This window comes from Streptomyces sp. NBC_00094 (assembly GCF_026343125.1).
Classification (GTDB): Bacteria; Actinomycetota; Actinomycetes; order Streptomycetales; family Streptomycetaceae; genus Streptomyces.
The window spans coordinates 6,772,763-6,796,194 of sequence record NZ_JAPEMB010000001.1 but is presented as its reverse complement, the minus strand read 5'-3'; the positions used below and the strand labels follow the sequence as shown (position 1 = coordinate 6,796,194).

General features: G+C 72.3%; 24 protein-coding genes. 8 read left to right on the top strand and 16 right to left on the bottom strand.

The features are described from left to right. Positions 1 to 64: 64 nt before the first annotated feature. The 4 genes from OG580_RS30325 to OG580_RS30310 form a co-directional block, all read right to left on the bottom strand. Positions 65 to 664: a hypothetical protein gene (locus tag OG580_RS30325; RefSeq protein WP_323182634.1), complete on the bottom strand. Its 600-nt coding sequence runs from the start codon at positions 662 to 664 to the stop codon at positions 65 to 67. Between the two features lie 136 nt (positions 665 to 800). Beyond that, on the bottom strand, positions 801 to 1,103 hold the full coding sequence (locus OG580_RS30320; protein ID WP_267046828.1) for a hypothetical protein: 303 nt from the start codon (positions 1,101 to 1,103) through the stop codon (positions 801 to 803). A gap of 118 nt (positions 1,104 to 1,221) precedes the next feature. Continuing rightward, a complete protein-coding gene (locus OG580_RS30315) occupies positions 1,222 to 2,535 on the bottom strand; it encodes a M14 family metallocarboxypeptidase (protein ID WP_267046827.1) in 1,314 nt (437 codons plus the stop codon). Next, on the bottom strand, positions 2,532 to 4,565 hold the full coding sequence (locus OG580_RS30310; RefSeq protein ID WP_267048186.1) for a Xaa-Pro dipeptidyl-peptidase: 2,034 nt from the start codon (positions 4,563 to 4,565) through the stop codon (positions 2,532 to 2,534). Before OG580_RS30310 ends, OG580_RS30315 begins: the two co-directional genes overlap by 4 nt. A 70-nt stretch (positions 4,566 to 4,635) precedes the next feature. On the opposite strand from OG580_RS30310, the gene OG580_RS30305 reads away from it, so the two are divergent. Then, complete coding sequence (locus tag OG580_RS30305; RefSeq protein ID WP_323182633.1) at positions 4,636 to 5,325, top strand: 2-phosphosulfolactate phosphatase; 690 nt, start codon at positions 4,636 to 4,638, stop codon at positions 5,323 to 5,325. Between the two features lie 68 nt (positions 5,326 to 5,393). Then, positions 5,394 to 5,789: a hypothetical protein gene (locus OG580_RS30300; RefSeq protein WP_267046826.1), complete on the top strand. Its 396-nt coding sequence runs from the start codon at positions 5,394 to 5,396 to the stop codon at positions 5,787 to 5,789. Between the two features lie 11 nt (positions 5,790 to 5,800). On the opposite strand, the gene OG580_RS30295 is transcribed toward OG580_RS30300, so the two are convergent. After that, complete coding sequence (locus OG580_RS30295; protein WP_267046825.1) at positions 5,801 to 6,685, bottom strand: IS5 family transposase; 885 nt, start codon at positions 6,683 to 6,685, stop codon at positions 5,801 to 5,803. Positions 6,686 to 6,825: 140 nt separating this feature from the next. Between OG580_RS30295 and OG580_RS30290 the strand changes: the two genes are divergently transcribed. Continuing rightward, a complete protein-coding gene (locus OG580_RS30290; protein WP_267046824.1) occupies positions 6,826 to 8,193 on the top strand; it encodes a PQQ-binding-like beta-propeller repeat protein in 1,368 nt (455 codons plus the stop codon). A 205-nt stretch (positions 8,194 to 8,398) separates the two neighbouring features. Beyond that, positions 8,399 to 9,928 carry a M1 family metallopeptidase gene (locus OG580_RS30285; protein WP_267046823.1) on the top strand — a complete coding sequence of 510 codons (1,530 nt, stop codon included), beginning with the start codon at positions 8,399 to 8,401 and terminating at the stop codon, positions 9,926 to 9,928. 24 nt (positions 9,929 to 9,952) lie between these two features. Here the strand turns inward: OG580_RS30285 and OG580_RS30280 are convergent, their stop codons facing one another. Next, positions 9,953 to 10,822 (bottom strand): oxygenase MpaB family protein, encoded by an 870-nt coding sequence (locus OG580_RS30280; protein ID WP_267046822.1) that lies wholly within the window; start codon positions 10,820 to 10,822, stop codon positions 9,953 to 9,955. 124 nt (positions 10,823 to 10,946) lie between these two features. Continuing rightward, positions 10,947 to 11,432, bottom strand: a complete 486-nt coding sequence (locus OG580_RS30275; protein WP_267046821.1) for a hypothetical protein — start codon at positions 11,430 to 11,432, stop codon at positions 10,947 to 10,949. Between the two features lie 157 nt (positions 11,433 to 11,589). On the opposite strand from OG580_RS30275, the gene sph reads away from it, so the two are divergent. Continuing rightward, complete coding sequence (sph, locus tag OG580_RS30270; RefSeq protein ID WP_267046820.1) at positions 11,590 to 12,591, top strand: sphingomyelin phosphodiesterase; 1,002 nt, start codon at positions 11,590 to 11,592, stop codon at positions 12,589 to 12,591. Between the two features lie 19 nt (positions 12,592 to 12,610). On the opposite strand, the gene OG580_RS30265 is transcribed toward sph, so the two are convergent. Continuing rightward, complete coding sequence (locus tag OG580_RS30265; protein ID WP_267046819.1) at positions 12,611 to 13,153, bottom strand: hypothetical protein; 543 nt, start codon at positions 13,151 to 13,153, stop codon at positions 12,611 to 12,613. 93 nt (positions 13,154 to 13,246) lie between these two features. Continuing rightward, positions 13,247 to 13,729 carry a macro domain-containing protein gene (locus tag OG580_RS30260; RefSeq protein WP_267046818.1) on the bottom strand — a complete coding sequence of 161 codons (483 nt, stop codon included), beginning with the start codon at positions 13,727 to 13,729 and terminating at the stop codon, positions 13,247 to 13,249. Between the two features lie 123 nt (positions 13,730 to 13,852). Between OG580_RS30260 and OG580_RS30255 the strand changes: the two genes are divergently transcribed. Next, positions 13,853 to 14,590 carry a MerR family transcriptional regulator gene (locus OG580_RS30255; RefSeq protein WP_267046817.1) on the top strand — a complete coding sequence of 246 codons (738 nt, stop codon included), beginning with the start codon at positions 13,853 to 13,855 and terminating at the stop codon, positions 14,588 to 14,590. Here OG580_RS30255 and OG580_RS30250 read toward each other — a convergent pair. From OG580_RS30250 to OG580_RS30235, 4 genes are read right to left on the bottom strand one after another with little or no spacing between them, the layout of a single operon-like run. Beyond that, positions 14,577 to 16,751 carry a 3-hydroxyacyl-CoA dehydrogenase NAD-binding domain-containing protein gene (locus OG580_RS30250; protein ID WP_267046816.1) on the bottom strand — a complete coding sequence of 725 codons (2,175 nt, stop codon included), beginning with the start codon at positions 16,749 to 16,751 and terminating at the stop codon, positions 14,577 to 14,579. The two genes, OG580_RS30255 and OG580_RS30250, sit on opposite strands and share 14 nt — an antisense overlap. A gap of 38 nt (positions 16,752 to 16,789) precedes the next feature. Next, on the bottom strand, positions 16,790 to 18,004 hold the full coding sequence (locus OG580_RS30245) for an acetyl-CoA C-acetyltransferase (RefSeq protein ID WP_267046815.1): 1,215 nt from the start codon (positions 18,002 to 18,004) through the stop codon (positions 16,790 to 16,792). Positions 18,005 to 18,051: 47 nt separating this feature from the next. Further along, the gene (locus tag OG580_RS30240; RefSeq protein ID WP_267046814.1) at positions 18,052 to 19,203 is read right to left on the bottom strand and encodes an acyl-CoA dehydrogenase family protein; all 1,152 of its coding nucleotides are present in this window, start codon (positions 19,201 to 19,203) and stop codon (positions 18,052 to 18,054) included. Then, positions 19,200 to 20,336 carry a CaiB/BaiF CoA-transferase family protein gene (locus tag OG580_RS30235; protein ID WP_267046813.1) on the bottom strand — a complete coding sequence of 379 codons (1,137 nt, stop codon included), beginning with the start codon at positions 20,334 to 20,336 and terminating at the stop codon, positions 19,200 to 19,202. The genes OG580_RS30240 and OG580_RS30235 overlap by 4 nt, the downstream gene beginning before the upstream one ends. A 203-nt stretch (positions 20,337 to 20,539) precedes the next feature. On the opposite strand from OG580_RS30235, the gene OG580_RS30230 reads away from it, so the two are divergent. Then, positions 20,540 to 21,766: a trans-acting enoyl reductase family protein gene (locus OG580_RS30230; RefSeq protein ID WP_267046812.1), complete on the top strand. Its 1,227-nt coding sequence runs from the start codon at positions 20,540 to 20,542 to the stop codon at positions 21,764 to 21,766. Positions 21,767 to 21,801: 35 nt separating this feature from the next. Here the strand turns inward: OG580_RS30230 and OG580_RS30225 are convergent, their stop codons facing one another. The 3 genes from OG580_RS30225 to OG580_RS30215 are packed head-to-tail and all read right to left on the bottom strand — an operon-like array spanning position 21,802 to position 23,049. After that, positions 21,802 to 22,173, bottom strand: coding sequence for a VOC family protein (locus OG580_RS30225; RefSeq protein WP_267046811.1), 372 nt, complete (start codon positions 22,171 to 22,173; stop codon positions 21,802 to 21,804). Beyond that, positions 22,170 to 22,304, bottom strand: a complete 135-nt coding sequence (gene mmpA, locus OG580_RS30220; protein WP_267046810.1) for a morphogenic membrane protein MmpA — start codon at positions 22,302 to 22,304, stop codon at positions 22,170 to 22,172. Before mmpA ends, OG580_RS30225 begins: the two co-directional genes overlap by 4 nt. 49 nt (positions 22,305 to 22,353) lie before the next feature. After that, positions 22,354 to 23,049, bottom strand: coding sequence for an endonuclease V (locus tag OG580_RS30215; RefSeq protein ID WP_267046809.1), 696 nt, complete (start codon positions 23,047 to 23,049; stop codon positions 22,354 to 22,356). 81 nt (positions 23,050 to 23,130) lie between these two features. Between OG580_RS30215 and OG580_RS30210 the strand changes: the two genes are divergently transcribed. Then, positions 23,131 to 23,430: a YciI family protein gene (locus OG580_RS30210; RefSeq protein ID WP_267046808.1), complete on the top strand. Its 300-nt coding sequence runs from the start codon at positions 23,131 to 23,133 to the stop codon at positions 23,428 to 23,430. Positions 23,431 to 23,432 lie beyond the last annotated feature (2 nt).

Below are 23,432 nucleotides of genomic sequence, written 5' to 3'. Positions count from 1 at the left end.
CCGGCGGCCTGGCCTGCCCCGCTCCCTGATCCGGCCTGATCGACACGGCACCCCCTGGACCCGGTCAGGCGGCGGCGCGGGCGCGTACGAGCGGTGTGCCCGGGGGCTCGGTGGTCGCGCCGGCGAGGAGGCGGAGCAGGACGGCCCGGTAGGTGTCGCCGCGGAAGCGGTACGGGCCTACGCCGGGGTAACCGTCACGCGCCAGGTCGAGGGCCTGGACGGGGACGGGGGCGGGGGCGGGGGCAGGGGTGCCGGCGGGGCCGGGGTCCGCGTCGGGGTCGCCGGGATCCGCGTCGGGGTCGCCGGTCTGCCAGGCGAAGTCGCGCCAGACGACGTCCTCGCCGTCGCGCTCGACGACGGCCGTGACCGTGCCGCAGCCGGGGTCCGCGCACTCGGGGCAGGAGTAGACGGTCAGGCGGCCGTCGGCGTGCGCGGGCCCGGTGGCGAGGAGCAGCCGGCGGAGGTGTTCGGGGCGGACGGTGGGCGGGAGGTCCGCCGCCAGGGGCGAGACGGCGTCGATCCCCTCGACCTCGTCGAGCCTGCGGAGGAGCGGCCTGCCGTCGACCACGAGGTCCGGGGTGTCGAGGTGGGGGCCGGTGAGGTCGAAAGTCGTGTACGCGGGCGGCATGAAGGAAGTATTTCCCTGCTCCCGGGCCCGTTCCATGGCTGCCGGGTCCTGGAAATGTCCCGATTCCGGTACGGCCCCGGCCACGGCGAGCGACGTGCATCGCAGGGGCGCGGGGGCCGCGGGGCGGGGGGCCCTTTTCGGACCGCACCCGCCCCTCGTGAGCCCGTTACCGCTACCGCCAGAGCGGCGGGCGGCTGTTGTCGTCCGCGTCGGCGCACTGGCGGGCGCGGTTCTCCAGGGCGTCGGCGCGGGCGAGGGCCTTGCGGGCCTCCGTCCTGGCGCCGAGGTGCTTGAGACGGTTGGCCCGGTCGCGCTCCTTGCGGGCGTCGGCCCGCAGCTTCTCGATGTTGCAGGTGACGGTGGCGGCTGCCGCAGGCTCGGCGGTGGCCGTCTGCCCGAGCAGCACGCCTCCGGCGAGCAGCGTCGTGGCGAGCAGAGCCGTCAGGGTGCGGCGCAGGGGCGTCGCGTGGCGCATGGTGGTTCTCCAACTTCCAGGCCGTTGCGGCCTGTTCGAGGCATGGTCAGTACCGGCCGGTAACTTTACCTGCCCCGCCGTCGGTTTCACGCCATTGCGCCCCCTTGATGCCGGACCGTCAACATTCCTTCACAGGACTCCCACTGACGAGGTGATAGGTGGCGCGCGCGTCGAGGAGCAGGGGGACGAGCGCACGCTGCGACTGGCGCAGGGGGACGAACACCCCGGCGCCGTCCGGCCGGACGGTGACCCCGTGCAGGTCGAGCTCGTCGCCCACCTCGGCGTACTGCGCCGCGTCCAGGCGGTAGCCGCACGGCGGGTCGGCGAGGATCTCCCCGGGCTCCGGCGGGTCGTTGTCGGCGCCCCCGAGGAAGACCGGTCCCCGGTCGGCGAATCCGGCGTGCCGGGCGGCCGAGGTGACCGCCGCGAGGGGCCCGCGCCGCTCGTCGACGTAGGCGAAGGCACCTTCCAGGGCCGCCCGTTGGGTGGCGACGCGGCGCCGGTGGTTGCGCGCCGGGTCGTCCTTCTCGGTCTCGTCGAGCGCGTCGAGACGGGTCTCGACGAGCAGGCCGGCGGAGTGCTTGATGCCCGCGGTGTTGCGCAGGATCCGCTCCTGGCCGTCGCCCGCGACCTGCTTGACCGGCTTGCCGGTGAGGGGGTCGGTCCAGATGCCGTAGATGCCGGTGCTGTACCCGGCGAGCCCGGCGGCGGGCCGGACGTAGGACTCCGAGAGCGTCCGGGACTCGTCGTGGACGTGCGGGTCGGCGTCGAGGCTGCGCGGCCAGAGGGCGAGCAGGTCCTTGTCGTAGTACCGGGGGGTGGCTCCGTACTCGTGCAGGTCATAGACGAGTTCGGGGTGCCGGTCGCGGATGACGGCGGCGACGGCCCGGGCCTCGGCGGTGCGCAGGGCGAGGTGGTCGCGGTTGACGTCGACGCCGTCGCCGTTGCCCCGGGTGTCGGCCTCCCGGCCGTCGGGGTTGGCGGTGGGGACGACGAGGACGGTGGTGCGGGCGAGGAAGCGAAGGGTGTCCTGGTCCTGGGCGTGGGCGAGGTCCCGCAGCGCGCTCAGGCAGGCCTCGCGGCCGGCGGGTTCGTCGCCGTGCTGGCTGCAGACGAGGAGCACGGTGGTGCCGCCGCGGCCCGTGCCGAGGGTGGCGAGCCGCAGTGGCCTGCCCTGCGAGGTGGCGCCGATCGTGCGCAGCGACACCCGGTCGCTCCCCTGGTCGACGGCCGCGAGGAACTCCCGCTCCTCGGCCTCGGTGGTCCACCGCGCGCCCTGGCTCGTCTCGAAGCCGGTGCGCGGCAGGGGGCGTGGGGGCGCACTGTCCGCCGCCTTGGCGGGGACGGTGAGCAGCGGCAGGGCGAGGGCGGCGGTGCCGGCGGTGAGGGCCAGCACCCGGCGCGCGCTCCGGTGCGCGGTACGGAGTCTCATCGGGCGGCCCCCGGTACGGGGAGGCGCGGCCCGACGATCCCGGCCGGCGGTGCGGAGCCGGTCAGGGACGGGGCGACGGTGAGCGGGGGTACCGCCGGGGCAGGTCCCGTGGTGGCGCGGGCGAACGCCTCCGCGCCGCCCACCAGGGGCAGCTTCGCCCGGGTACGGGCGAGGTCGAGGGTGAGGGTCGGTGTGGTCGACGGGGGGTCGAGCAGGTCCCTGTCGGTGCCGCCGACGATCAGGGCGAGACGGTGGCCGGCCGGGACGACGTGGTCGGTGGCGGCGAGGTCCAGGGTGAGGGTGTACGCCCTGCCAGGGGTCAGCGGACGCTCCTCGCGGGGGTCCGCCCAGGTGCCGAGGTCGGCCCAGCCGCGGCTGACGACCGTGAGGCCGACGACCGTGGTGCGGGCCCGGGTCTCCTTGAAGCAGGCGCTGTCGCCGGGGGTGCTCGCGCCCCAGCAGGTGCGGTCGGTCAGCGTGGTGATGCCCTCCCCCGCCGCCGCGTAGTCGCGGATCGTGTCGGGACCGAGGTCGACGAGGACGGCGGAGAGGTGCGCGGTGGCGGTGGTCGGGGTGGCGGTGACGGTCACCTTCGAGGAGCCGGAGATCCGCAGGTCGCGGGAGAGCGGGCGAGTGACGAACCCGGCCTTCTCGGGGGTCGCGGCGTCGATCCGGGCGGCCCAGTCCAGTTCGCCCAGACCCGGGTCGTCGGTGAAGGTCGCGGTGGATCCGGGGGCGGCGGGCGTCCGGCCGAGGGTGCCGGGGCCGGGCTCGGCACCGGGCGCGGGGCGCAGGGTGGTGGTCGCGGTGCCGCTCGGCGGCCACTGCCGGTCGGTGGTCCAGCGGTCCGGGGCGCGTTCGATGTCGGCGACCGGCTCGCGGTCGATGCCGTTCTCGTAGCCGAGGAGGTAGTGGTCGAACCAGCGGTGCAGGGTGCGGACCCAGTCGGTGCGCCGGAAGTCGAAGGGGTCGACGTGGCCGGTCTGGGAGAGCCAGATCTTGCGTTCGACGCCGTGGGCGGCGAGCGCGTCCCACCATTTCCCGAAATGGTTGGCGCGGACGTTGAGGTCCTGCTGTCCGTGGACGACGAAGACGCTGGCCTTCACCTTCGAGGCGTCCCGCACGTGGTCGCGCTCGCTCCAGGCCGGGGTCCAGTCGCCGCTGTACGGGGTGGCCTCGGTGATCCGGTCCTGGACGGCGCCGCAGCGGGCCCTGGCGTCGGGGCTGTTCACGTAGTCGGAGAGCCAGCTCGGGTTGGCGTTGTAGAGCGGGGCGCCCTGGGAGTGGAAGTAGTCGTACCAGGAGGAGATGGCGCCGATCGGGACGATCGTCTTCAGCCCCTCCACGCCGGTGGCGGCCACGCCGTTGGCGATGGTGCCGTCCCAGCTCTTGCCGATCATGCCGACGTTGCCGGTGCTCCAGCCCGTGGCCCCGGCCCGGGTCGTGCCGGTGCGGCTGGTGTATCCGCGGGCGCGGCCGTTCAGCCAGTCGACGACGGCCTTGGCTGACCGCACGTCGGAGCGGCCTCCGACGTCGTCGCAGCCGTCGGAGCGGTTGGTGCCGGCGAGGTCGACGGCGACGAAGGCGTAGCCGCGCGGGACGAAGTAGTTGTCGTAGAAGAGCGGGAACTGCACCGGGTTCCCGTCGGCGTCGTACGTCTTCCTCTGACCTTCGTTGCCCCGTCCGCAACAGGCGTAGTACGGGCTGGCGTCCATGATGACGGGGATCTTGCGGCCTGCCGCGGCGGGCTCCCGGGGGCGGACGATGTCGACGGCGACCCGGTCGGCGCGCCCGTCCCCGTCGCCGTCGAGTCCGGTGTCGACCCAGACGGACTCACGGACGGCGTCGGCGTAGGAGTGGACGGGCCGTGACTCGTGTACGGCGCCCAGGGAGGACGCGGTGGGCGCGGACGGCTCCGGCTGCGCGCCCGCCGGAGTGACCAGGGTCGCGAGCAGGGCGGCGGCGGCCGCGGCCGCGGCCACGAGGGTTCCGTACGGCAGTCGGGCTCCGCGGGTTCTCCGCTTTCGCATCGGCATGGGGCGGAAGGTACCCCGGTCAACTCCCGTGCAAAAGAGCGCCTTGTGCACGATCATGATCGACATGGACGCCCGTTTCCTTGGTATCACTCAGCTGGTCGAAGCCCCGTCCGTGGCGGTGGTCGTCGACGTCATGCGCGCTTTCACCGTGGCCGCCTGGGCCTTTGCCCGGGGAGCGGAAAGGATCGTGCTCGCCGAGTCTCTGGACGAAGCCCTGGCGCTCAAGGCTCGCCACCCGGACTGGGTGGCACTGAAGGACGGTCCGGCCGCGCCCGGGTTCGATCTGGTCAACTCGCCCGGCCTGCTGCGCTCCGCCGACCTCGGCGGACGGACCGTCGTGCAGAAGACCACGGCGGGGACGGTCGGCGCCCTGGCGGTCAAGGAGGCGTCGCTGGTGCTGTGCGCCGGCTTCGTGGTGGCGGAGGCGACGGCCCGGCTCCTGCGGACGAGCGGGAGCGACGGTGTCACGTTCGTGGTCACCGGCGAGGACGGGCAGGCCGACGAGGATCTGGCGTGTGCTCACTACATCGCCCGGAGGGCCACGGAGGACGGGACGGATGCCGCCGAGTTCGTCCGCCGCGCCGCCGAGTCGCGCGCCGCGGCCGAGTTGGCGCAGGGTGTGCGTCAAGGAGTCCATCCTGATGACGTCGCCCTCTGCCTTGAGGTCGACCGGTTCCCCTTCGCCATGGTGGCGGCCTCGGAAGGTCCGCTCATGGTCCTGCGCCCGCGCGTGGTGCCTTCGCCGGCCACCTAGGGCCTGTCCGATGGGTCGTGTGAGCTGATCAGGGCTGTGGCCTAGTGTTCGCTGAACGAAGGGGGCACATGGCGCGCGATACAGCCGAAGCAGAGGCGGGGATGAAGGGGATCACGTTTCCTGCCTGGCACGGAAAGCACTACGTGACCTTGGCTGAGCTACTGGTTCGCCTCGGCAGCTTCGGCCTGGACCTGACGTGGCGCGTCGAATTCGACGAGATCGTCGATCCTCGCTGTGTCGAGATGGAAGAACGGTCCGCCGACGCCGGCATGGACACACTGACACTGCTGTCGCTGACGACCCCATTCCTTCAGTTGATCGATGCCGAAGCGCGGGGGTTCGCCGGGGACGAGTTGGTGCTCGTCCTGACCGAATTCGACAGCTCCTCGTGGGACGTCAGGGCTGTCGACGAGCGCGTACTCAACGAACTTCGCCACCACTACCCGGATGCCAAGGACCTCTGAGCGGGGGCCCTTCACTCCGGACGGAGCCACAGGCGGATCGCCGCCACGGTGACCGTTCCATGGAAGACGTACGCCCGTTTGTCGAAGCGCGTGGCGATGGCTCGGAAGTTCTTGAGCCGGTTGATGGTCCGCTCGACCTCGTTGCGGCGGCGGTAGATCGTCTTGTCGAACCCTGTGGGTCTGCCGCCCTGGCTGCCGCGGCGCCGGCGGTTGGCCCGCTGGTCTCTCGGCTCGGGGATCGTGTGCTTGATCTGGCGTCTGCGCAGGTGACGCCGGTTGCGGCGTGACGAATAGGCTTTATCTCCCCCGACATGGTCGGGCCGGGTGCGCGGTCGTCCACCAGCCTGTCGGGGTACCCGGATCTCTTCCAGGACGGGAATCATCTGCGGTGCGTCCCCCCACTGGCCGGGCGTGATGACAAACCCGAGCGGGCGGCGCCCACCTTCTCCGACAAGGTGGATCTTGCTTGTGAACCCGCCTCGTGAGCGGCCCAGGGCCTCATCGGAACGGTGCCGCGCCGGGCTCCTGCGCCGACCCGGGATCTTCGGGGCACGGGTGGAGGCACCAGCCGCGTGCTGATGAGCGCGGCAGGTCGTGGAATCGATGCTGACCATGCTCCAGTCGATCCGGCCCTCGGCATCGGCGTCCGCCTGGACGGCCCGCAGAATCCTCTCCCACGTGCCGTCCGCCGACCACCTGCGATGACGATCGTGAACCGTCTTCCAGCTACCGAAGCAGGGAGGCAGGTCCCGCCACGGGAGGCCGGTTCGCTGCCGGAACAGAATCCCGTTGATTACCCGACGGTGGCATCGCCAGCGTCCGCCCCGTCCACGATTCGTCGGCAAGTGCGGCTCCAGCCGAGCCCACTCTTCATGCGAAAGATCTCCCCGCCCCATGTCCCAAGGAACGAGTTCCCAGCGACAGCGTCACTCGCCCCATCGGACATGGCTTAGCGGGCCGGTGCCCGCGGGGCGCTGATCAGGTGTGCTCTAGCCTGACGGGGATTCGACCGTTCGAGCCAGGGGTGGGGATCCGCATGGCAGCGCGCACGACCGACGACACGGGACGCGGGCGGGGGCGGTGGCCGTCGGGCCGCCGGGGATCGGGGCGCGGGCTCCGTCGCCTGCTCGCGGCCGTCACCGCGCTGTGTGCCCTCGGACTTGTCACGGGCTGCTCCGCCCTGGGGAGTTCGCTGCGCCTCGTCTGGGAGGCCCCGGTCGACAACGGCGCCAGGAACTACGGCAACGGGGCCTGGCTGGTCGGCGAGACGCTCGTCCGCAGCCGGTACGACGCGGTCGGCGCCTTCGACGCGAGGACGGGTAAGGTCCGCTGGGAGTACGCCCCGCCCGGGCAGGAGCACATCTGCGCCGTCAGCCGCCGCACGGCCGGCTCGGTCCTCCTGATCGCCCGGGGGAACGTGATGAACGCGGGCTGCTCGACGGTCGCCGCGCTCGACCTCATGAGCGGCCGCGAGCGGTGGCACACGCCCCGCACCCCCGGGGGAAATCTGACTGAGACGTTCACGGACATGGTCGCCGTCGGTGGCGGGGTCGCCGTCCTGCGGGACGCCGACGAGATGTGGGCCCTCGACGACGACCTGTGGACCCCCGACTCCCGGCCCGCCGTCTCCGGAACGAAGGCGCTGCGCGCCTTCGACCTGCGGACCGGCGCCCCGCGCTGGACGGCCGCTGTCCCCGAGGACTGTGTGCCCGAGCAGGTCGCCGCCGGGGAGCGGCAGGTCGTCGCCGTACTCGCCTGTGGCCGCACCGAACTGCGGCTGGCCGCGTTCGACCCGGTCGGCGGCGGGCTGCGGTGGACCGCTTCCCTCGGCGGGCGGACGGCGCCTGCACCGGACGGGCAGGTGGCCCTGCTGTCGGCCGAGCCGCCGGTCGTGCAGAACGGCGGGACGACGGAGGGCGGGCAGGGTGCCTTCCTCCTCTTCGGCGAGGACGGGAAGGCGGCCGGCCGGATCGAGACCACCGGCGGATACGGAACCATCCATGCGCATGCGCCGGCCCTCGTGACCGTCGCGGACGGGCGGCTCTACGCCGGCGCCGAGATCAGAGAGCGCAAGTCGTACCGGGACCGGGTGGTCGCCTTCGACCTCGCGAGCGGCAGCCAGGTCTGGCTGGAGAACGTGGCCGTCGCGGGCGGCCTGCGCGCCCTCGACGTGACCGGCGGCCGGGTGACCGTCCTCACCGACGGCGGCTCCCGGCAGGACAGCCTCGACGAACTGGTGGTGCTCGACGCCGCCACCGGTGAGGAGAAGGAGAGCATCGACACCGGCAGCGACGTGGACCGGCACAAGGGCGAACTGGCGGGCGTGCGCGTGTACGAGGACCTGGTCGTCGCCGTGCGCTGGGGCTCGGGAGTGCGCCCCTTCTCGGCGTACACGCGCGACTGACGGGCCGGGCCCGGCGGGAATCGTCGGACACGCCCTAGCGCCGGACAGGCCAAAGAAGCTGTCCGGCGGTTCATTTCGGCCGAATGGCGATCGTGTGACAGGGGGTCCTCTGGACGTGACGCTGTGTCGAGGTGCTGAATAGGGTCCGAGTCAGGACCGACGACCACCCACGCGTCTTACGTTTCTTATGACTTGGGGAGCACCTGTGCACCGCAGAATCATCGTTCCGAGCGCCCTCGCGGCCTCCCTGCTGCTGGCGATCCCGGCATCGGCGGCCGACTTCACCCCTGGGGCCCCGGGCATCGGCGACTCCTACTACCCCGCCAGCGGCAACGGCGGTTACGACGTCTCCCACTACGACCTGCGGCTGAAGTACCAGCCCGCGACCGACCTGCTCGAAGGTACGGCGACGATCCTCGCCACGACGAAGCAGAACCTGTCGCGGTTCAACCTCGACCTCGGTCTGAAGGTCAGCGAGGTCCGGGTGAACGGCCGCCTCGCGACGTTCACCACCTCGGGCGATCACGAGCTGGAGGTCACCCCGGCCGCCCCGCTGGAGAAGAACAAGACGATCTCGGTCGTCGTCCGCTACGCGGGCAAGCCCTCCGAGTTCAAGGTCGACGGCTGGTCGGCCTGGGCCCGCACCCCGGACGGCGGCGTCGCCGCGCAGGAGCCGGACTCGGCCGCCTGGTGGTTCCCGTCCAACGACCACCCGCTGGACAAGGCCACGTTCGACGTCTCGGTCTCCGTCCCGGACGGTACCCAGGCCATCAGCAACGGCGTGCTCCAGGCGCAGTCCTCGCGGCTCGGCTGGACCCGCTTCAGCTGGCGCTCGAACAAGCCGCAGGCGACCTATCTGGCGACGCTCGCCGTCGGCAAGTTCGACATCACGACGGACAGGACGGCGAACGGGCTGCCCGTCCTCAACGCGTACAGCAAGGACCTCGGCGAGAACGCGGGCGCGGCACGCGCCTCGATCGAGCGTACGACCGAGGTCGCGGAGTGGCTGGAGTCGCTCTTCGGCCCGTACCCCTTCAACGCCCTCGGCGGGTACGTGCCGAACGTGACGAGCGGTTTCGCCCTGGAGACGCAGACCCGCCCGTTCTACAGCCCGCGGCAGTTCGCCAACGGCGCGAACGTCTCGGTCGTCGTCCATGAGCTGGCGCACCAGTGGTACGGGGACAGCGTCTCGGTCCGCGATTGGAAGGACATCTGGATCAACGAAGGCTTCGCCCGCTACGGCCAGTGGCTCTGGTCGGAGAAGGAGGGCGAGGGTACGGCGCAGGAGCTGGCCGACTACGTGTACGCCACCCGGACGGCCGAGGACCCGTTCTGGACGGTCAAGCCGGGTGACCCGGGCGCGGAGAACCAGTTCCACGTCGCCGTCTACGACCGGGGCGCGCTGGCGCTCCAGGCGCTGCGGAACGAGATCGGCGACGAGGACTTCTTCGCGGTCCTGAAGGGCTGGCCGCAGGAGTTCGCCTACGGCAACGCGCGGGTCGGCGACTTCGTGCGGTACGCGGAGCGGGTCTCCGGCAAGCCGCTGGCCGAGCTCTTCGACACCTGGCTGTTCCAGCCGTCGAAGCCGGCCGCGCCGACGGCGGCCGCTGCCGGCCTGTCCGCCTCCGCGGCGGCTCCGGTGACCGGTTCGGCGGCGCGGTCGGCGGCTCCCCGTCCCGTGCAGCCGAAGTCGTGGAAGAAGATCGCGGTGACGAACACGGTCCACGACCACTGACGGTCGGGTGAGCGGGGCCGTCCGTCAGCGCTTCGCGCGGCGGGCGGCCCCGCGCGCCTTCCGGGCCAGGGGAAGGTAGCGCAGCCTCTCGGGCAGGACCGGGACCACGGCCCGGACGACCCGGGCGAAGCGGCGCAGCGCGCGCTCCTGCGCGTCCGTCCACTCCAGGCCGATGGCCTCGCGGGCGTCCGGCGGCATGAGACCCACGGTGAGGAAGGCCCGCAGCCGCAGGAAGGGGCGGCGGAGGGCCGGCCAGAGGAGGCGGAGGGCGAGCCGGAGCGGCAGTGGGCCCCGGTCCGGGGCCGGTACCGGCAGGTCGGGGTCGAGCAGCTCCCGGACGACGACGGTGGCCTCCAGCTCCTCGGCGAGGACCTTCCGGTAGTACGGCCAGAACGCCTCGACCGTCTGCGGCATGTCCCGGTCGTGGATGCCGAGGACGTGGCCGACCCGGAGCCACTCGGCGTACAGCTGCCGTTCCTGGGCCTCGGTGAGGGGGCGGGCGAGGAGGCGGAGACCGTACCGGTAGACGGGGAAGCCGGTCGCGTGGACCCATGCGTAGTAGGCGGGGGTGAGGGCGTGATACCTGCGGCCGTGGGCGTCGGTGCCCTGGATGTCGCGGTGCAGTCGCCGGAGCCGGCGGCCCTCCTCGGCGGCCTGCTCGCCTCCGTACACCCAGAGCTGGACCGAGCGCAGGGAGCGCTCGCCTCGGCCCCAGGGGTCGGTACGGAAGACGGAGTGCTCGTCGACGCCGGCGCCGATCGCGGGGTGGGCCACCTGCATCGCGAGGGCGGCGGGCAGCATCAGGAGCCCCCGGACGTCGCCGGCGACGCTCCACAGGACCCCGCCGACGGGCGGCGGCACGGGGGCGGTGGACTCCTCCTGCGGGCGGCTCATGCGCTTGCTCTCCTCACACATCCGGTACACGTCCAGTAGATGCCCAGGCCGCGCTCATGGCGAAGGGGCCGTCCCTCGGGCTTACTGCTGCCCGGGGAACGGCCCCTTCGTGGAAAGCGTGGGTTCAGGAGCGGTCGGCGCCGACCGGCTCGCCGACGATACGGGCGGCGAGGGCGTGGGCCCAGGCGTCGACGTCCGCGGTGAGCTCGCGCTCGGCGGCCTCGCGCTCGGCGGCGATCTTCGCGGCACCGGCGGCGATCATGGCGTCGCGCTCGGCGTTGCCCTCGGCGCGGGCGGCGGCGATGGCGGCCGAGCCCTCCTCGGTGGCCCGGGAGCGGATGCGCGCGGCCTCGTGACGGGCCTCGGCCAGCTCGGCCTCGTACTGCTCACGGATCTGCGTGGCCTCGGCGCGGAGGTCGTCGGCGCGCTCGGTGCCGCCGTCGATGGCGTCCTCACGCTCGTCGAGCGTGCGGCGGATCTTCGGCAGGATGCCCTTCGCCAGGATGAGGAAGGTCAGTGCAAACAGGACCACGCCGAGGATGAGCTCGGCCCAGACGGGGTTGAGCGGACCGAGGTCCATCTTGAAGACTGTGGAGTTCGCGAGGGTCATGCGCGCATTCTACCTGGTTCAAAAGGGGACAATTCAGACACCGGCCAGAGAGTTGGCGCGGTTGTGCGAGTTCGGCAAGATTCCCGGCACCCAAAGGCTACCGGAAGGTAACTACGGCTGATTGTATGTGCGCGCCAGGCCAACCCCCCACGCCCTCATGGGAGTTCCCTTGTCCTTCGCCGCACTCCGTCGCGCCCCCGGCGCCGCCCTCTCGCTCGCGCTCGCCGCCGCCACCCTTGCGGCGGCCGCCCCGGCCGCGAGCGGCGCCTCCGCCACGGCCGCCGAGGCACCGCGCCTGAAGGTGCTCACGTACAACACGTTCCTCTTCTCCAAGGCGCTGTACCCGAACTGGGGCCAGGACCACCGGGCGAAGGCGATCCCCGCCGCCGGCTTCTTCCAGGGGCAGGACGTCGTCGTGATCCAGGAGGCCTTCGACAACTCCTCCTCCGACGCGCTCAAGGCGAACGCCGCCGCGCAGTACCCGCACCAGACCCCGGTCATGGGCCGCAGCAAGACCGGCTGGGACGCCACGAGCGGCGCCTACTCCGCGACCACGCCCGAGGACGGCGGGGTGACGATCCTCAGCAAGTGGCCGATCGTCCGCAAGGAGCAGTACGTCTACAAGGACGCCTGCGGCGCCGACTGGTACTCCAACAAGGGCTTCGTCTACACCGTCCTGGACGTGAACGGCAGCCGGGTGCACGTCGTCGGCACCCACGCCCAGTCCACCGACCCGGGCTGCTCGGCGGGCGAGGCGGCGCAGATGCGCAGCCGCCAGTTCAAGGCGATGGACGCGTTCCTCGACGCCAAGAACATCCCGGCGAACGAGCAGGTGATCGTCGCCGGCGACATGAACGTCGACTCGCGCACGTCCGAGTACGGCACGATGCTCGCCGACGCGGGCCTGGTCGGGGCCGACGCCCGCACGGGACACCCGTACTCCTTCGACACCGAGCTGAACTCGATCGCCTCCGAGCGCTACCCGGACGACCCGCGCGAGGACCTCGACTACGTCCTCTACCGGGCCGGGAACGCGCGCCCCGCCGGCTGGACCAACCACGTGGTCCTGGAGGAGAGCGCCCCGTGGACGGTCTCCAGCTGGGGCACGCGGTACACGTACACCAACCTCTCCGACCACTACCCCGTCACCGGGTTCTGACCGGAGCGGCCGGAGGGTCTCAGTACCCGGCCCGGCCGAAGAGGCTGTAGAGCCACACCCCGAGGACCCCTGCGACGCAGAGCAGGACGAACCACGAGCCGGGGCTCGTGTGCCGCTCCTTACGGGGCCGGCCGGGGCGGGCGGCACGCGCCGCCCGCCCCGGCTTCGCCTGCTTTCCGGGCCTGCCGGGTCTGCCGGGCTTGGCCGCCTTGCCCGCCTTGCCCTCACGGCCCGGCCGTCCCGCGCGGGACGGCCCCAGGTCCGCCTCGGCTATGGCGGCGACGTCGGCGAGCAGACGCCGGCAGAGCGTCGCGAGCTCCGCCGTCCCGGCCGTCAGGTCGACGACGACCTCGCTCCGGGCCGGCGCGGTGGTCCCCCCGTCGAGGATCCGCCCGGCGCGCAGCAGCGCCCTGTCCTTGCCTCCGGTCGGAGCGAGACTGATCCACCGGCGAACATGCTCGCCCCGGATCACCACCCCACCGCCCCGCTCCCGGTAGACGGTGTGCTCCCGCCACAGGACTCCGGCCAACTCGACGGCCGTCTCCCTGAGTTGCGCGTACATCTGACTCTCCCGTTGCCGTTCCCCCGATTCGAACAGCCGCCGACTCTAGCCCCCGCCGTCCGCGGTGCCCGCCACGGCCCGCCTCCGCGCCCCTTACGCGTCGAAGTCGTACACCGTGACCGGTATCCCCCGGTCCACGAGCCTGCACACGATCAGGGGCTCGACCTCGTCCCAGGTACCGCCCGCCAGCCCGCAGCCGATCCGCGGCATGTGGACGGAGGCCCCCAGCTCGGCCGCCTTGTCGGCGAGCAGCCCGAGCGCGGCGTCGATCGCCCCGTACCGCACGGGCACAGCCGTGTTCCGCACGGTGCGTATGCCGTGCTGGCCCACCAGGTTGGCCACCCACACCTCGGCTTCGACCCGGACGAACTGGGCCGCGCCGAGACCGAAGTCGTTCCCCTCCCGATCACGGTGCCATTGCCGGAAGGCCTTCTCCGGCTCGGGCCAGCGGCGCGTGACCGCGATGACGAAGCCCCTGCCCCAGCCCCCGGCGTCGTTGCAGACGTGAGCGATGATCCTGACGCCCTCGCCGAGCGGTGCGGTCGCGTCCCCCTGGACGTACGTGATCCCGTTCATGCCGATCACGCTACGGGGTACCACTGACAGTGACACCACCCTTTTACACGGCTGGTGAGACAGCAATACTGTTCAAGTGGCCCGGACAGGCGGGTCGCCGGCAGGGGAAGCGAGGCGGCTCGGATGGGTGTCGGGAGCGACGAGGAGCACGAGCCGAGCTACACGGTCGACGAGCTGGCCGCGCGGGCCGGGGTCACGGTGCGGACCGTGCGGTTCTACGGGACCCGGGGGCTGTTGCCGCCGCCCGTCATCGGGGCCCGCCGGGTCGGGCACTACGGGCCCGGGCATCTGGCGCGGCTCGCGCTCATCGAGGAGCTCCAGCGGCAGGGCATGACGCTGGCCGCGATCGAGCGGTACCTGGAGCAGTTGCCGGCCGATCTCAGTGAGCAGGACCTGGCCATCCACCGGGCCCTGGTGGCCTCCTGGGCGCCCGAGTCCGCCGAGGAGATCACCCTGCGCGAGCTGGAGCGGCGTGCCGGGCGGCCCCTCGCCGAGCGGGACGTGGAGCGGCTCGCCGCGATGGGGGTGCTGGAGCGGATCCCCGGGAGCGAGGCCTTCCGGCTCGACGGGACGCTGCTGCGGCTCGGGGTCGAGCTGCTCGACGTGCCGATCGAGCACGAGACGATCCTCGCCTCCCGCGCGGTCCTCGTGGAGCACGCGCGGTCAGCCGCCCAGGAGCTGTCCCGGCTCTTCCGGGACGAGGTGTGGAACCCGTACCGGGAGAGCGCCGAGGACCCGGACCACCTGAACGCGATGCGGTCGCTCTCGGCCCATATGCAGCCGATGGTGGTCCAGGCCCTGGTCACGGCGTTCCAGCGCTCGCTCCGCGAGGAGCTGCGCGCCGCGTTCAGGAGTCGGTGAAGACCTCGCCCCGCTCGGCCTTCCCGACGAGGAGCGCCGGCGGGTCGAACCGCTCGCCGTAGGTCGCGGCCAGCTCGCGCGCGCGGGCCGTGAAGCCGGCGACACCGCCCTCGTACCCGTTGATGTACTGGAGGACTCCGCCGGTCCAGGCCGGGAAGCCGATGCCCATGATGGAGCCGATGTTGGCGTCGGCGACCGAGGTCAGGACGCCTTCCTCCAGGAGCCGGACGGTGTCCAGGGCCTCGGAGAAGAGCATCCGCTCCTGCATGTCGCGGAAGGGGATCTCGTATCCGGGCTTGGTGAAGTGCTCGCGCAGGCCGGGCCAGAGCCTGCCGCGCTTGCCGTCCTCCGCGTACGCGTAGAAGCCCGCGCCGCCGCTCCGGCCGGGGCGGCCGAACTCGTCGACCATGCGGTCGATCACGGCCTCGCCCGGGTGGGTGGCCCAGGCGCCGCCGGCCTCCTCGATCGCGCGCCGGGTCTCGTTGCGGATCTTGCGGGGCAGGGTGAGGGTCAGCTCGTCCATCAGGGAGAGGACCTTCGCCGGGTAGCCGGCCTGGGCGGCCGCCTGCTCGATCGAGGCGGGCTCGATGCCCTCGCCGACCATGGCGACGCCCTCGTTGATGAAGTGGCCGATCACCCGGGAGGTGAAGAAGCCGCGCGAGTCGTTGACGACGATCGGCGTCTTGTTGATCTGCCGGACCAGGTCGAAGGCGCGGGCGAGCGCCTCGTCCCCGGTCCGCTCGCCCTTGATGATCTCGACGAGCGGCATCTTGTCGACGGGCGAGAAGAAGTGCAGACCGATGAAGTCGGTCTGCCGCTCGACGCCCTCGGCGAGGACGGAGATCGGCAGGGTCGAGGTGTTGGAGCAGAGCAGCGCGTCGGGGGCGACGACGCCCTCGATCTCCTGGAAGACCTTGTGCTTGAGGGAGGTGTCCTCGAAGACGGCCTCGATCACGGCGTCGCAGCCGGCCAGGGCCTGGACGTCGGAGGTCGCGGTGATGCGGGCGAGGAGCGCGTCGGCCTTCTCCTGGGTGGTGCGGCCCCGGGCGACGGCCTTGGCGCAGAGCTTCTCGCTGTAGGCCTTGCCCTTGGCCGCGGACTCGGCGGAGACGTCCTTGAGGACGACCTCGATGCCGGCGCGGGCGCAGGAGTACGCGATGCCGGCGCCCATCATGCCGGCGCCGAGCACGGCGACCTTGCGGACCGGGCGCCGCTCGATGCCCTGGGGGCGGCTGGCGCCGGAGTTGACGGCCTGGAGGTCGAAGAAGAACGCCTGGATCATGTTCTTCGCGGTCTGCCCGACGACCAGCTCGGTGAAGTACCGGCTCTCGATGACGCTCGCGGACTCGAAGTCGACCTGGGAGCCCTCGACGGCGGCGGCCATGATGGCGCGCGGCGCCGGGTAGGGCGCGCCGTTCAGCTGCTTGCGCAGGTTGGCCGGGAAGGCCGGCAGGTTGGCGGCGAACTTCGGGTTCGACGGGGTGCCGCCGGGGATCCGGTGGCCGGGGACGTCCCAGGGCTGGCGGGACTCGGGGTGCGCGTCGATGAAGGCGATGGCCTTGTCCATCATCTCCTCGGCGGTGGCGGCCACCTCGTGGACGAGACCGTTGTCGAGGGCGCGCTTCGGGGCGTACTGGGTGCCCTGGAGCAGGACCTTGAGCAGGGCGTCGGTGATGCCCATGAGGCGGACGGTACGGGCGATGCCGCCGCCGCCCGGCAGCAGGCCGAGGGTGACCTCGGGCAGGCCGATCTTGGAGCCGGGGGCGTCGAGGGCGACGCGGTGGTGGGAGGCGAGGGCGATCTCGTAGCCGCCGCCGAGGGCCGCGCCGTTGATCGCGGCGACGACGGGCTTTCCGAGGGTCTCGATGCGGCGCAGCGCGTTCTTGATCTCCAGGGCGGCGTCGAAGATGTCCCGGGCGTTCTCGGGGCCCGCCTGGACCATGTCCTTGAGGTCGCCGCCGGCGAAGAAGGTCTTCTTGGCGGAGGTGTAGATGATGCCCCGGATGGAGTCCTTCTCGGCTTCCACGCGGTCGGCGATCGCGATGATCGAGGCCCGGAAGGCCCGGTTCATGGTGTTGGCGGACTGGTTCGGGTCGTCGAGGACGAGGGTGACGATCCCGGTCGCGTCCTGCTCCCAGCGGATGGTGGTGCTCTCGCTCATGTCTCTGCTTCTCTGTGAGAGGGGTTCGGACGGGACGGTCAGACGCGCTCGACGATGGTGGCGATGCCCATGCCGCCGCCCACGCAGAGGGTGGCGAGGCCGTAGCGCTTGTCCTGGCGCTCCAGCTCGTCGACGAGGGTGCCGAGGATCATCGCGCCGGTGGCGCCGAGCGGGTGGCCGAGCGCGATGGCGCCGCCGTTGACGTTGACCTTGTCCAGGGAGATGCCCATGTCCTTGACGAAGCGGAGGACGACGGCCGCGAAGGCCTCGTTGATCTCGATCAGGTCGATGTCGTCGATGGTGAGACCGGCCTTGGCGAGGGCCTTGCGGGTGGCCGGGGCCGGGCCGGTGAGCATGATCGTCGGCTCGGAGCCGGAGACGGCGGCCGAGACGATCCGGGCGCGCGGCGTCAGCCCGTACCGCTCCCCGACCTCCTTGGAGCCGATGGCGACGAGGGAGGCGCCGTCGACGATGCCGGAGGAGTTGCCGGCGTGGTGGACGTGGTCGATCTCCTCGACCCAGTGGTACTTCTGCAGCGCCACGGCGTCGAAGCCGCCCAGCTCGCCGATGTCGGCGAAGGAGGGCTTGAGGCGGGCGAGCGAGTCGGCGGTGGTGCCGGGGCGCAGGTGCTCGTCGTGGTCGAGGACGACGAGGCCGGCGCGGTCCAGGACGGGGACGACGGAGCGGGCGAAGCGCCCGTCCTTCCAGGCCGCGGCGGCACGCTCCTGGGAGAGCTCGGCGTACTCGTCGACGTCGCGGCGGGTGAAGCCCTCGATGGTGGCGATGAGGTCGGCGCCGATGCCCTGCGGGACGAAGTTGGTCTCCAGGTTGGTCATCGGGTCGGCGAACCAGGCGCCGCCGTCGGAGGCCATCGGGACCCGGGACATGGACTCGACGCCGCCGGCGAGGACGAGGTCCTCCCAGCCGGAGCGGACCTTCATCGCGGCCATGTTGACGGCTTCGAGGCCGGAGGCACAGAAGCGGTTCTCCTGGACGCCGGCGACGGTGTCGGGGAGTCCGGCGGCGATGGCGGCGATACGGGCGATGTCGGAGCCCTGGTCGCCGACGGGGCCGACGACGCCGAGGACGATGTCGTCGATGGCGGCCGGGTCGAGGCCGGGGTGGCGGGCCTGGATCTCCCTGATCAGGCCGACGACCAGGTCGATGGGCTTGGTGCCGTGCAGGGAGCCGTTGGCCTTGCCACGTCCGCGGGGGGTGCGGATCGCGTCGTACACGTACGCTTCGGTGCTCACGGAAAGCCTTTCGCGATGAGGGTGGGGAAGAGGGAGACCAGCCGGGATCAGCCGAGGAGGGATCGGCCGATGATCTCCTTCATGATCTCGGTGGTGCCGCCGTAGATGGTCTGGATCCGGCCGTCGGTGTAGGCACGGGCGACCGGGAATTCGCTCATGTAGCCGTACCCGCCGTGCAGTTGCAGGCAGCGGTCGGCGACCCGCTTCTGGAGTTCGGTCGCCCACCACTTGGCCATGGAGGCGTGGACGGCGTCGAGGCCGGCGCCGTCCGGGTCGGTGTGCTCGGCGATGCAGCGGTCGACGAAGGTCCGGGTGACGGCGCACTCGGTGGCCATCTCGGCGATCTCGAAGCGGATGTGCTGGAGCTTGGCGAGGGGGCGGCCGAAGGCCTCGCGCTCCTTGACGTACCGGGTGGTGATCTCCAGGAGGTGTTCGGCCCCGGCGATGCCGGCGACGGCGATGGCCAGGCGCTCCTGGGCGAGGTTGGTCATCAGGTGCAGGAAGGCGCCGTTGAGCTCGCCGAGCAGGTTCTCCTTGGGGACGCGGACGTCACGGAAGAAGAGCTCGGCGGTGTCCTGGGACTTCTGGCCGATCTTGTCGAGGTTCCGGCCGCGCTCGAAGCCCTCCGCGCCGCGCTCGACGACGAGGAGGGAGAGGCCGTGCGCGCCGCCCTCCGGGGTGGTGCGGGCGACGACGATCACGAGGTCGGCGAGGATGCCGTTGGAGATGAAGGTCTTGGAGCCGTTGAGGATCCAGTGGTCGCCGTGGTCCTCGGCGGTGGTGCGGATGCCCTGGAGGTCGGAGCCGGCGCCGGGTTCGGTCATGGCGATGGCGGTGACGATCTCGCCGGAGCAGAAGCCGGGCAGCCAGCGCCGCTTCTGCTCGTCGGTGGCGAGCGAGGTGAGGTACGGGCCGATGATGTCGTTGTGCAGGCCGATGGCGAGCCCGGGGGCGCCGGCCCGGGTGAACTCCTCCGCGAGGACGGCTCCGTAGCGGAAGTCGGGGTTGCCGCCGCCCCCGTACTCCTCGTCGACGGCGAGTCCGAGCAGCCCCTGCCGGCCGGCGGCCCGCCAGGCCTCGCGGGCGACGATGCCGTCCTTCTCCCACTGCTCGTAGTGGGGCAGCACCTCCTTGGCCAGGAAGGTGCGGACGGTCCCGCGGAAGGCCTCGTGGTCGGCGGTGTAGAGCTGGCGCTTCATGCTTCGGTCTCCAGAGCGGGTACGGCCCAGTCGCGGGCGACGGCGGCGGTGTCGGCACCCGGCAGGGCGGGGCCCGTGCGGAGGGTGCCGGGGGTGACGGAGAAGCGGGGCGCGGGGGCGGGCTGGGTGATTCCGTCGCGCTCGGTGAAGGTGGCGCGGGCCACGAGGTGCGGATGGGTGGGCGCCTCACGGAGAGAGAGGACAGGAGCGACACAGGCGTCGGTGCCCTCGAAGACGGACCTCCACTCCTCGCGCGTACGGCTCCGGAAGCGGTCGGTGACGGCCTCGCGCAGCTCGTGCCAGCGGGCCGGGTCGTTACGGGCCGGGGCGGCCTCCTCGATGCCGAGGAGGCGGACGAACTCCGCGTAGAACCGCCCCTCCAGGGCGCCGACCGCCATGTGGCCGCCGTCGGAGGTCTCGTAGACGCCGTAGAAGGGGCAGCCGCCGTCGAGGAGGTTGACGCCCCTGCGGTCCTGCCAGCCGCCGGCCGCGAGCATCCCGTGGATCATGGTGGTGAGGTGGGCCGTGCCGTCGACGATGGCGGCGTCGACGACCTGGCCCTCGCCGTGCGCCCGGGCGTGCTGGAGCGCCGCGAGGACGCCGATGACGAGGTAGAGGGAGCCGCCCGCGTAGTCGCCGACCAGGTTGGCGGGGATGGTGGGCGGGCCGTCCGGGTCGGGGCCGATCATGCCGAGGGCGCCGGTGATCGCGATGTAGCCGATGTCGTGCCCCGCGGTCGTGGCGAGCGGGCCGTCCTGGCCCCAGCCGGTCATCCGGCCGTAGACGAGCCGGGGGTTGCGGGCGAGACAGGCTTCGGGGCCGACGCCGAGGCGTTCGGCGACGCCGGGCCGGTAGCCCTCGATCAGGACGTCGGCGCGGGCGACGAGGTCGAGCACGGTGGCGGGCCCGTCCTCGGCCTTGAGGTCGACGAGGACGGAGCGCTTGTTGCGGTTGGTGAGGTCGACGGCGGGGTCGATGCCGAGGCCGGGTCCCGCGGGGCGGTCGACACGGACGACGTCGGCGCCGAGGTCGGCCAGGAGCATGGCGGCGAAGGGGCCGGGGCCGATGCCGGCGAGTTCGACCACGCGCACCCCGGCGAGGGGGCCGTTCCGGGCGGTGTGTGTCGTGCTCATCGAGCCCCCAGGAGTGTGTGACACCAATGATGTAACACCGGCGATGGTAGGAACGTGTTCCACTCGACACAAGCCCCCCGGCCGAGCAAGCGCTTGGAAATCACGTCCGGGCGGACTTCCGCTATCCTCCGCCGACGACAACCGCGGGCGAACGGTGCGCGTACCGCGCCCGGCGCCGCGGTACGGCCGAAGCGAGGGGCTGGATGGAGACAGGGGCGGGCGCGGAGCGGCACGAGGCCGGATCAGGGTCTGGTGCCGTCGCGCGGGAGTTCGACGTCGTGCTCTTCGGGGCGACCGGGTTCGTGGGCGAGCTCACCGCGGAGTATCTGGCCGCGCACGCCCCGGCGGAGTGCCGCTGGGCGCTCGCGGGGCGCAACCGGGCCGGGCTGACGGCCCTGCGCGAGCGGCTCGCCGCCCGGTGGCCGCACTGCGCGGAGCTGCCGCTGGTCGTCGCCGACGCGGACGACCCGGACTCGCTGCGCGCTCTGGCCGGGTCGGCCCGGGTGGTGGCGACCACCGTCGGCCCCTACGTCTGGTACGGGGAGGGGCTTGTCGCCGCCTGCGCGGAGGCCGGCACGGACTACGTGGACCTCACCGGCGAGGCCGAGTTCGTGGACCTCATGTACGTACGCCACGACGCCCGCGCCCGTGAGACCGGGGCCCGGATCGTGCACGCCTGCGGCTTCGACTCCGTCCCGCACGACCTGGGCGTGCACTTCACCGTCCAGCAGCTCCCGGAGGACGTACCGCTCCGCGTCGACGGCTTCGTCCGGGTCGGGGCCGCCTTCTCCGGCGGCACCTTCGCCTCGGCGCTCACCGCGCTCGGCCGGGGCCCGCAGATGCTGGGCGCCGCGCGCGAACGGAAGCTGCACGCACCGCGGTTGGTCGGCCGCCGGGCGCGCGCGCCGCTGGGCGGCCCGCGGTTCAGCCGGGAGACCGGCACCTGGGCGCTACCGCTTCCGACGCTCGATCCGCAGGTCGTGGCCCGCTCGGCCGCCGCCCTCGACCGGTACGGCCCCGACTTCCGCTACCGCCACTACGCCTCCGTCAAGACGCTCCCGATGGCGCTCGGTGGCGCGGCGGCCGTCGGCACCGGCGTGGCGGCCGCCCAACTCCCGCTGGTTCGCCGCTGGCTGATGGAGCGTTACCAGCCGGGGAGCGGTCCGTCCGCCGAGCGGCGCGCACGGAGCTGGTTCTCGGTGCGGTTCGTCGGCGAGGGTGGCGGACGCCGGGTCTTCACCGAGGTCTCGGGCGGCGATCCGGGGTACGACGAGACGGCCAAGATGCTCGCCGAGTCGGCGCTCTGCCTCGCCTTCGACCCGCTGCCGAAGACGGCGGGGCAGGTGACGACGGCGGTCGCGATGGGCGATGCCCTGACCGAGCGGCTCCGAGCGGCGGGCATCGGCTTCCGGGTGGCGCACCGGGGCTGACCGGCCCGGTGGTTCAGGACCGTACGAGGCGGAATTCAGGGCCGTACGAGGCGGAAGGGGTGGCCTGCCGGGTCGGCGTAGACGCGCCAGGCCTGGTCGCCGCCCCCGTCGTCGAGCGGGGTGGCCCCGAGCGCGAGGACGGCCTCGTCGGCGGCGGCCAGGTCGTCGACCCGTACGTCGAGGTGGAACTGCTGCTCGGGCGCTCCCCAGACGGGCGGCCGGTGGTCGGCGACGTCCTGGAAGGCGAGGACCGGTCCCGCGGCCCCGCGCAGGACGGCGGATCCCGCGCCGACGGCCCACCGGGGGTCGGGGCTCTCGACCTCGCCGCCGATCAACCGCTGGTAGAACAGCGCCAGTTCCCGCGCGTCGGGGCAGTCGAGCACGACGCACCGCAGCCGCCCGATCACGTCAGAACCCAGGCGGCGACGACGTAGAGCATGGCGCAGACCCAGGCCAGGGCGACGAGCCCGGCGGCGGCGAGGGCCAGGGTCAGGCCGCGCCCCGCGGAACGCGGCGGAACGGAAAGGGGAGTTGTCATGGCCCACACTCTGCCGGGCGGGGCCACAGGGCGGTATCCGTACGCGTACTCAGGTGTTCCCGAGTGCCTCCCTGAGTGCCCTGCGGCAGAGGGAGTCGGCGTGGCGGGTGGTCTCGGGGATGCGGTAGCGCGGGGCGAGGTGGAGGGTGTGGGCGCAGGATCCGGCGAGGGAGACGCGATGCCCCACGGAGACGAAGACGGGCTTCACCCCGGCCTGGGTCCGCAGGGCGCGCCCCACCTCCTCGCCGTCGGCGAGCAGCGCGCTGAACGCACCGCGTTCCGGGCCGGGTTGGTCGTGGGTGAAGGTGAAGGGGTTCTTGGCGATGCCTATGGACGGCCGCCCTGTCAGCACCCCGAGGTGGCTCGCGAGGCCGAAGCGGCGGGGGTGGGCGATTCCGTAGCCGTCGCAGACGAGGAGACCGGGGTCGGCGATCAGGGAGCCGAGCGCGGCGAGCACGGTCGGGATCTCCCGGAAGGCGAGGAGCCCGGGGACGTACGGGAAGGAGACGCGGCCGACGGCCGTGGCCTCCTCGACCACGTCGAGCGTCCGGGCGTCGAGCACGACGGCCGCCGCGGCGACGAGATCGCGCTCGTCGTCGTACGCCACGTCGAGCCCCGTGACGTGCCCTTCACCGACGGCCGGCCCCGCCTCGTCGAGGACGATCCGCCCGCGCAGCTCTCGCTGGACGGCCCGTGCGGCGTCCTCGTCGGCGGGCCAGCCCGCCGGAATCCCGATGATCGTCATAGTGCGATCCACCCTACGACCCGGATTCCGAGGGCTGGAACGCCTCGTCGGCCTCCGGAGGGCCCCGGTAGCCTGGTGATCATGTTCGTACTGGAATTGACCTACACCGCGCCCGTCGAGCGGGCGGACGCGCTGCTCGACGCGCACATCGAGTGGCTCGACGCGCAGTACGCCGCCGGCGTGTTCATCGCCTCGGGGCGGAAGAACCCGCGCGACGGCGGGGTGATCCTGGCCGCCGGGGTCGACCGCGCGGAGATCGAGACGATCGCGGCGGCCGACCCGTTCAGCGTCGAGGGCGTCTGCGCGTACCGGATCACGGAGTTCTACGCGACCAAGACGGCCGACGAACTCGCCGCGCACCGGGAGCAGTTGCCCTCCTGATC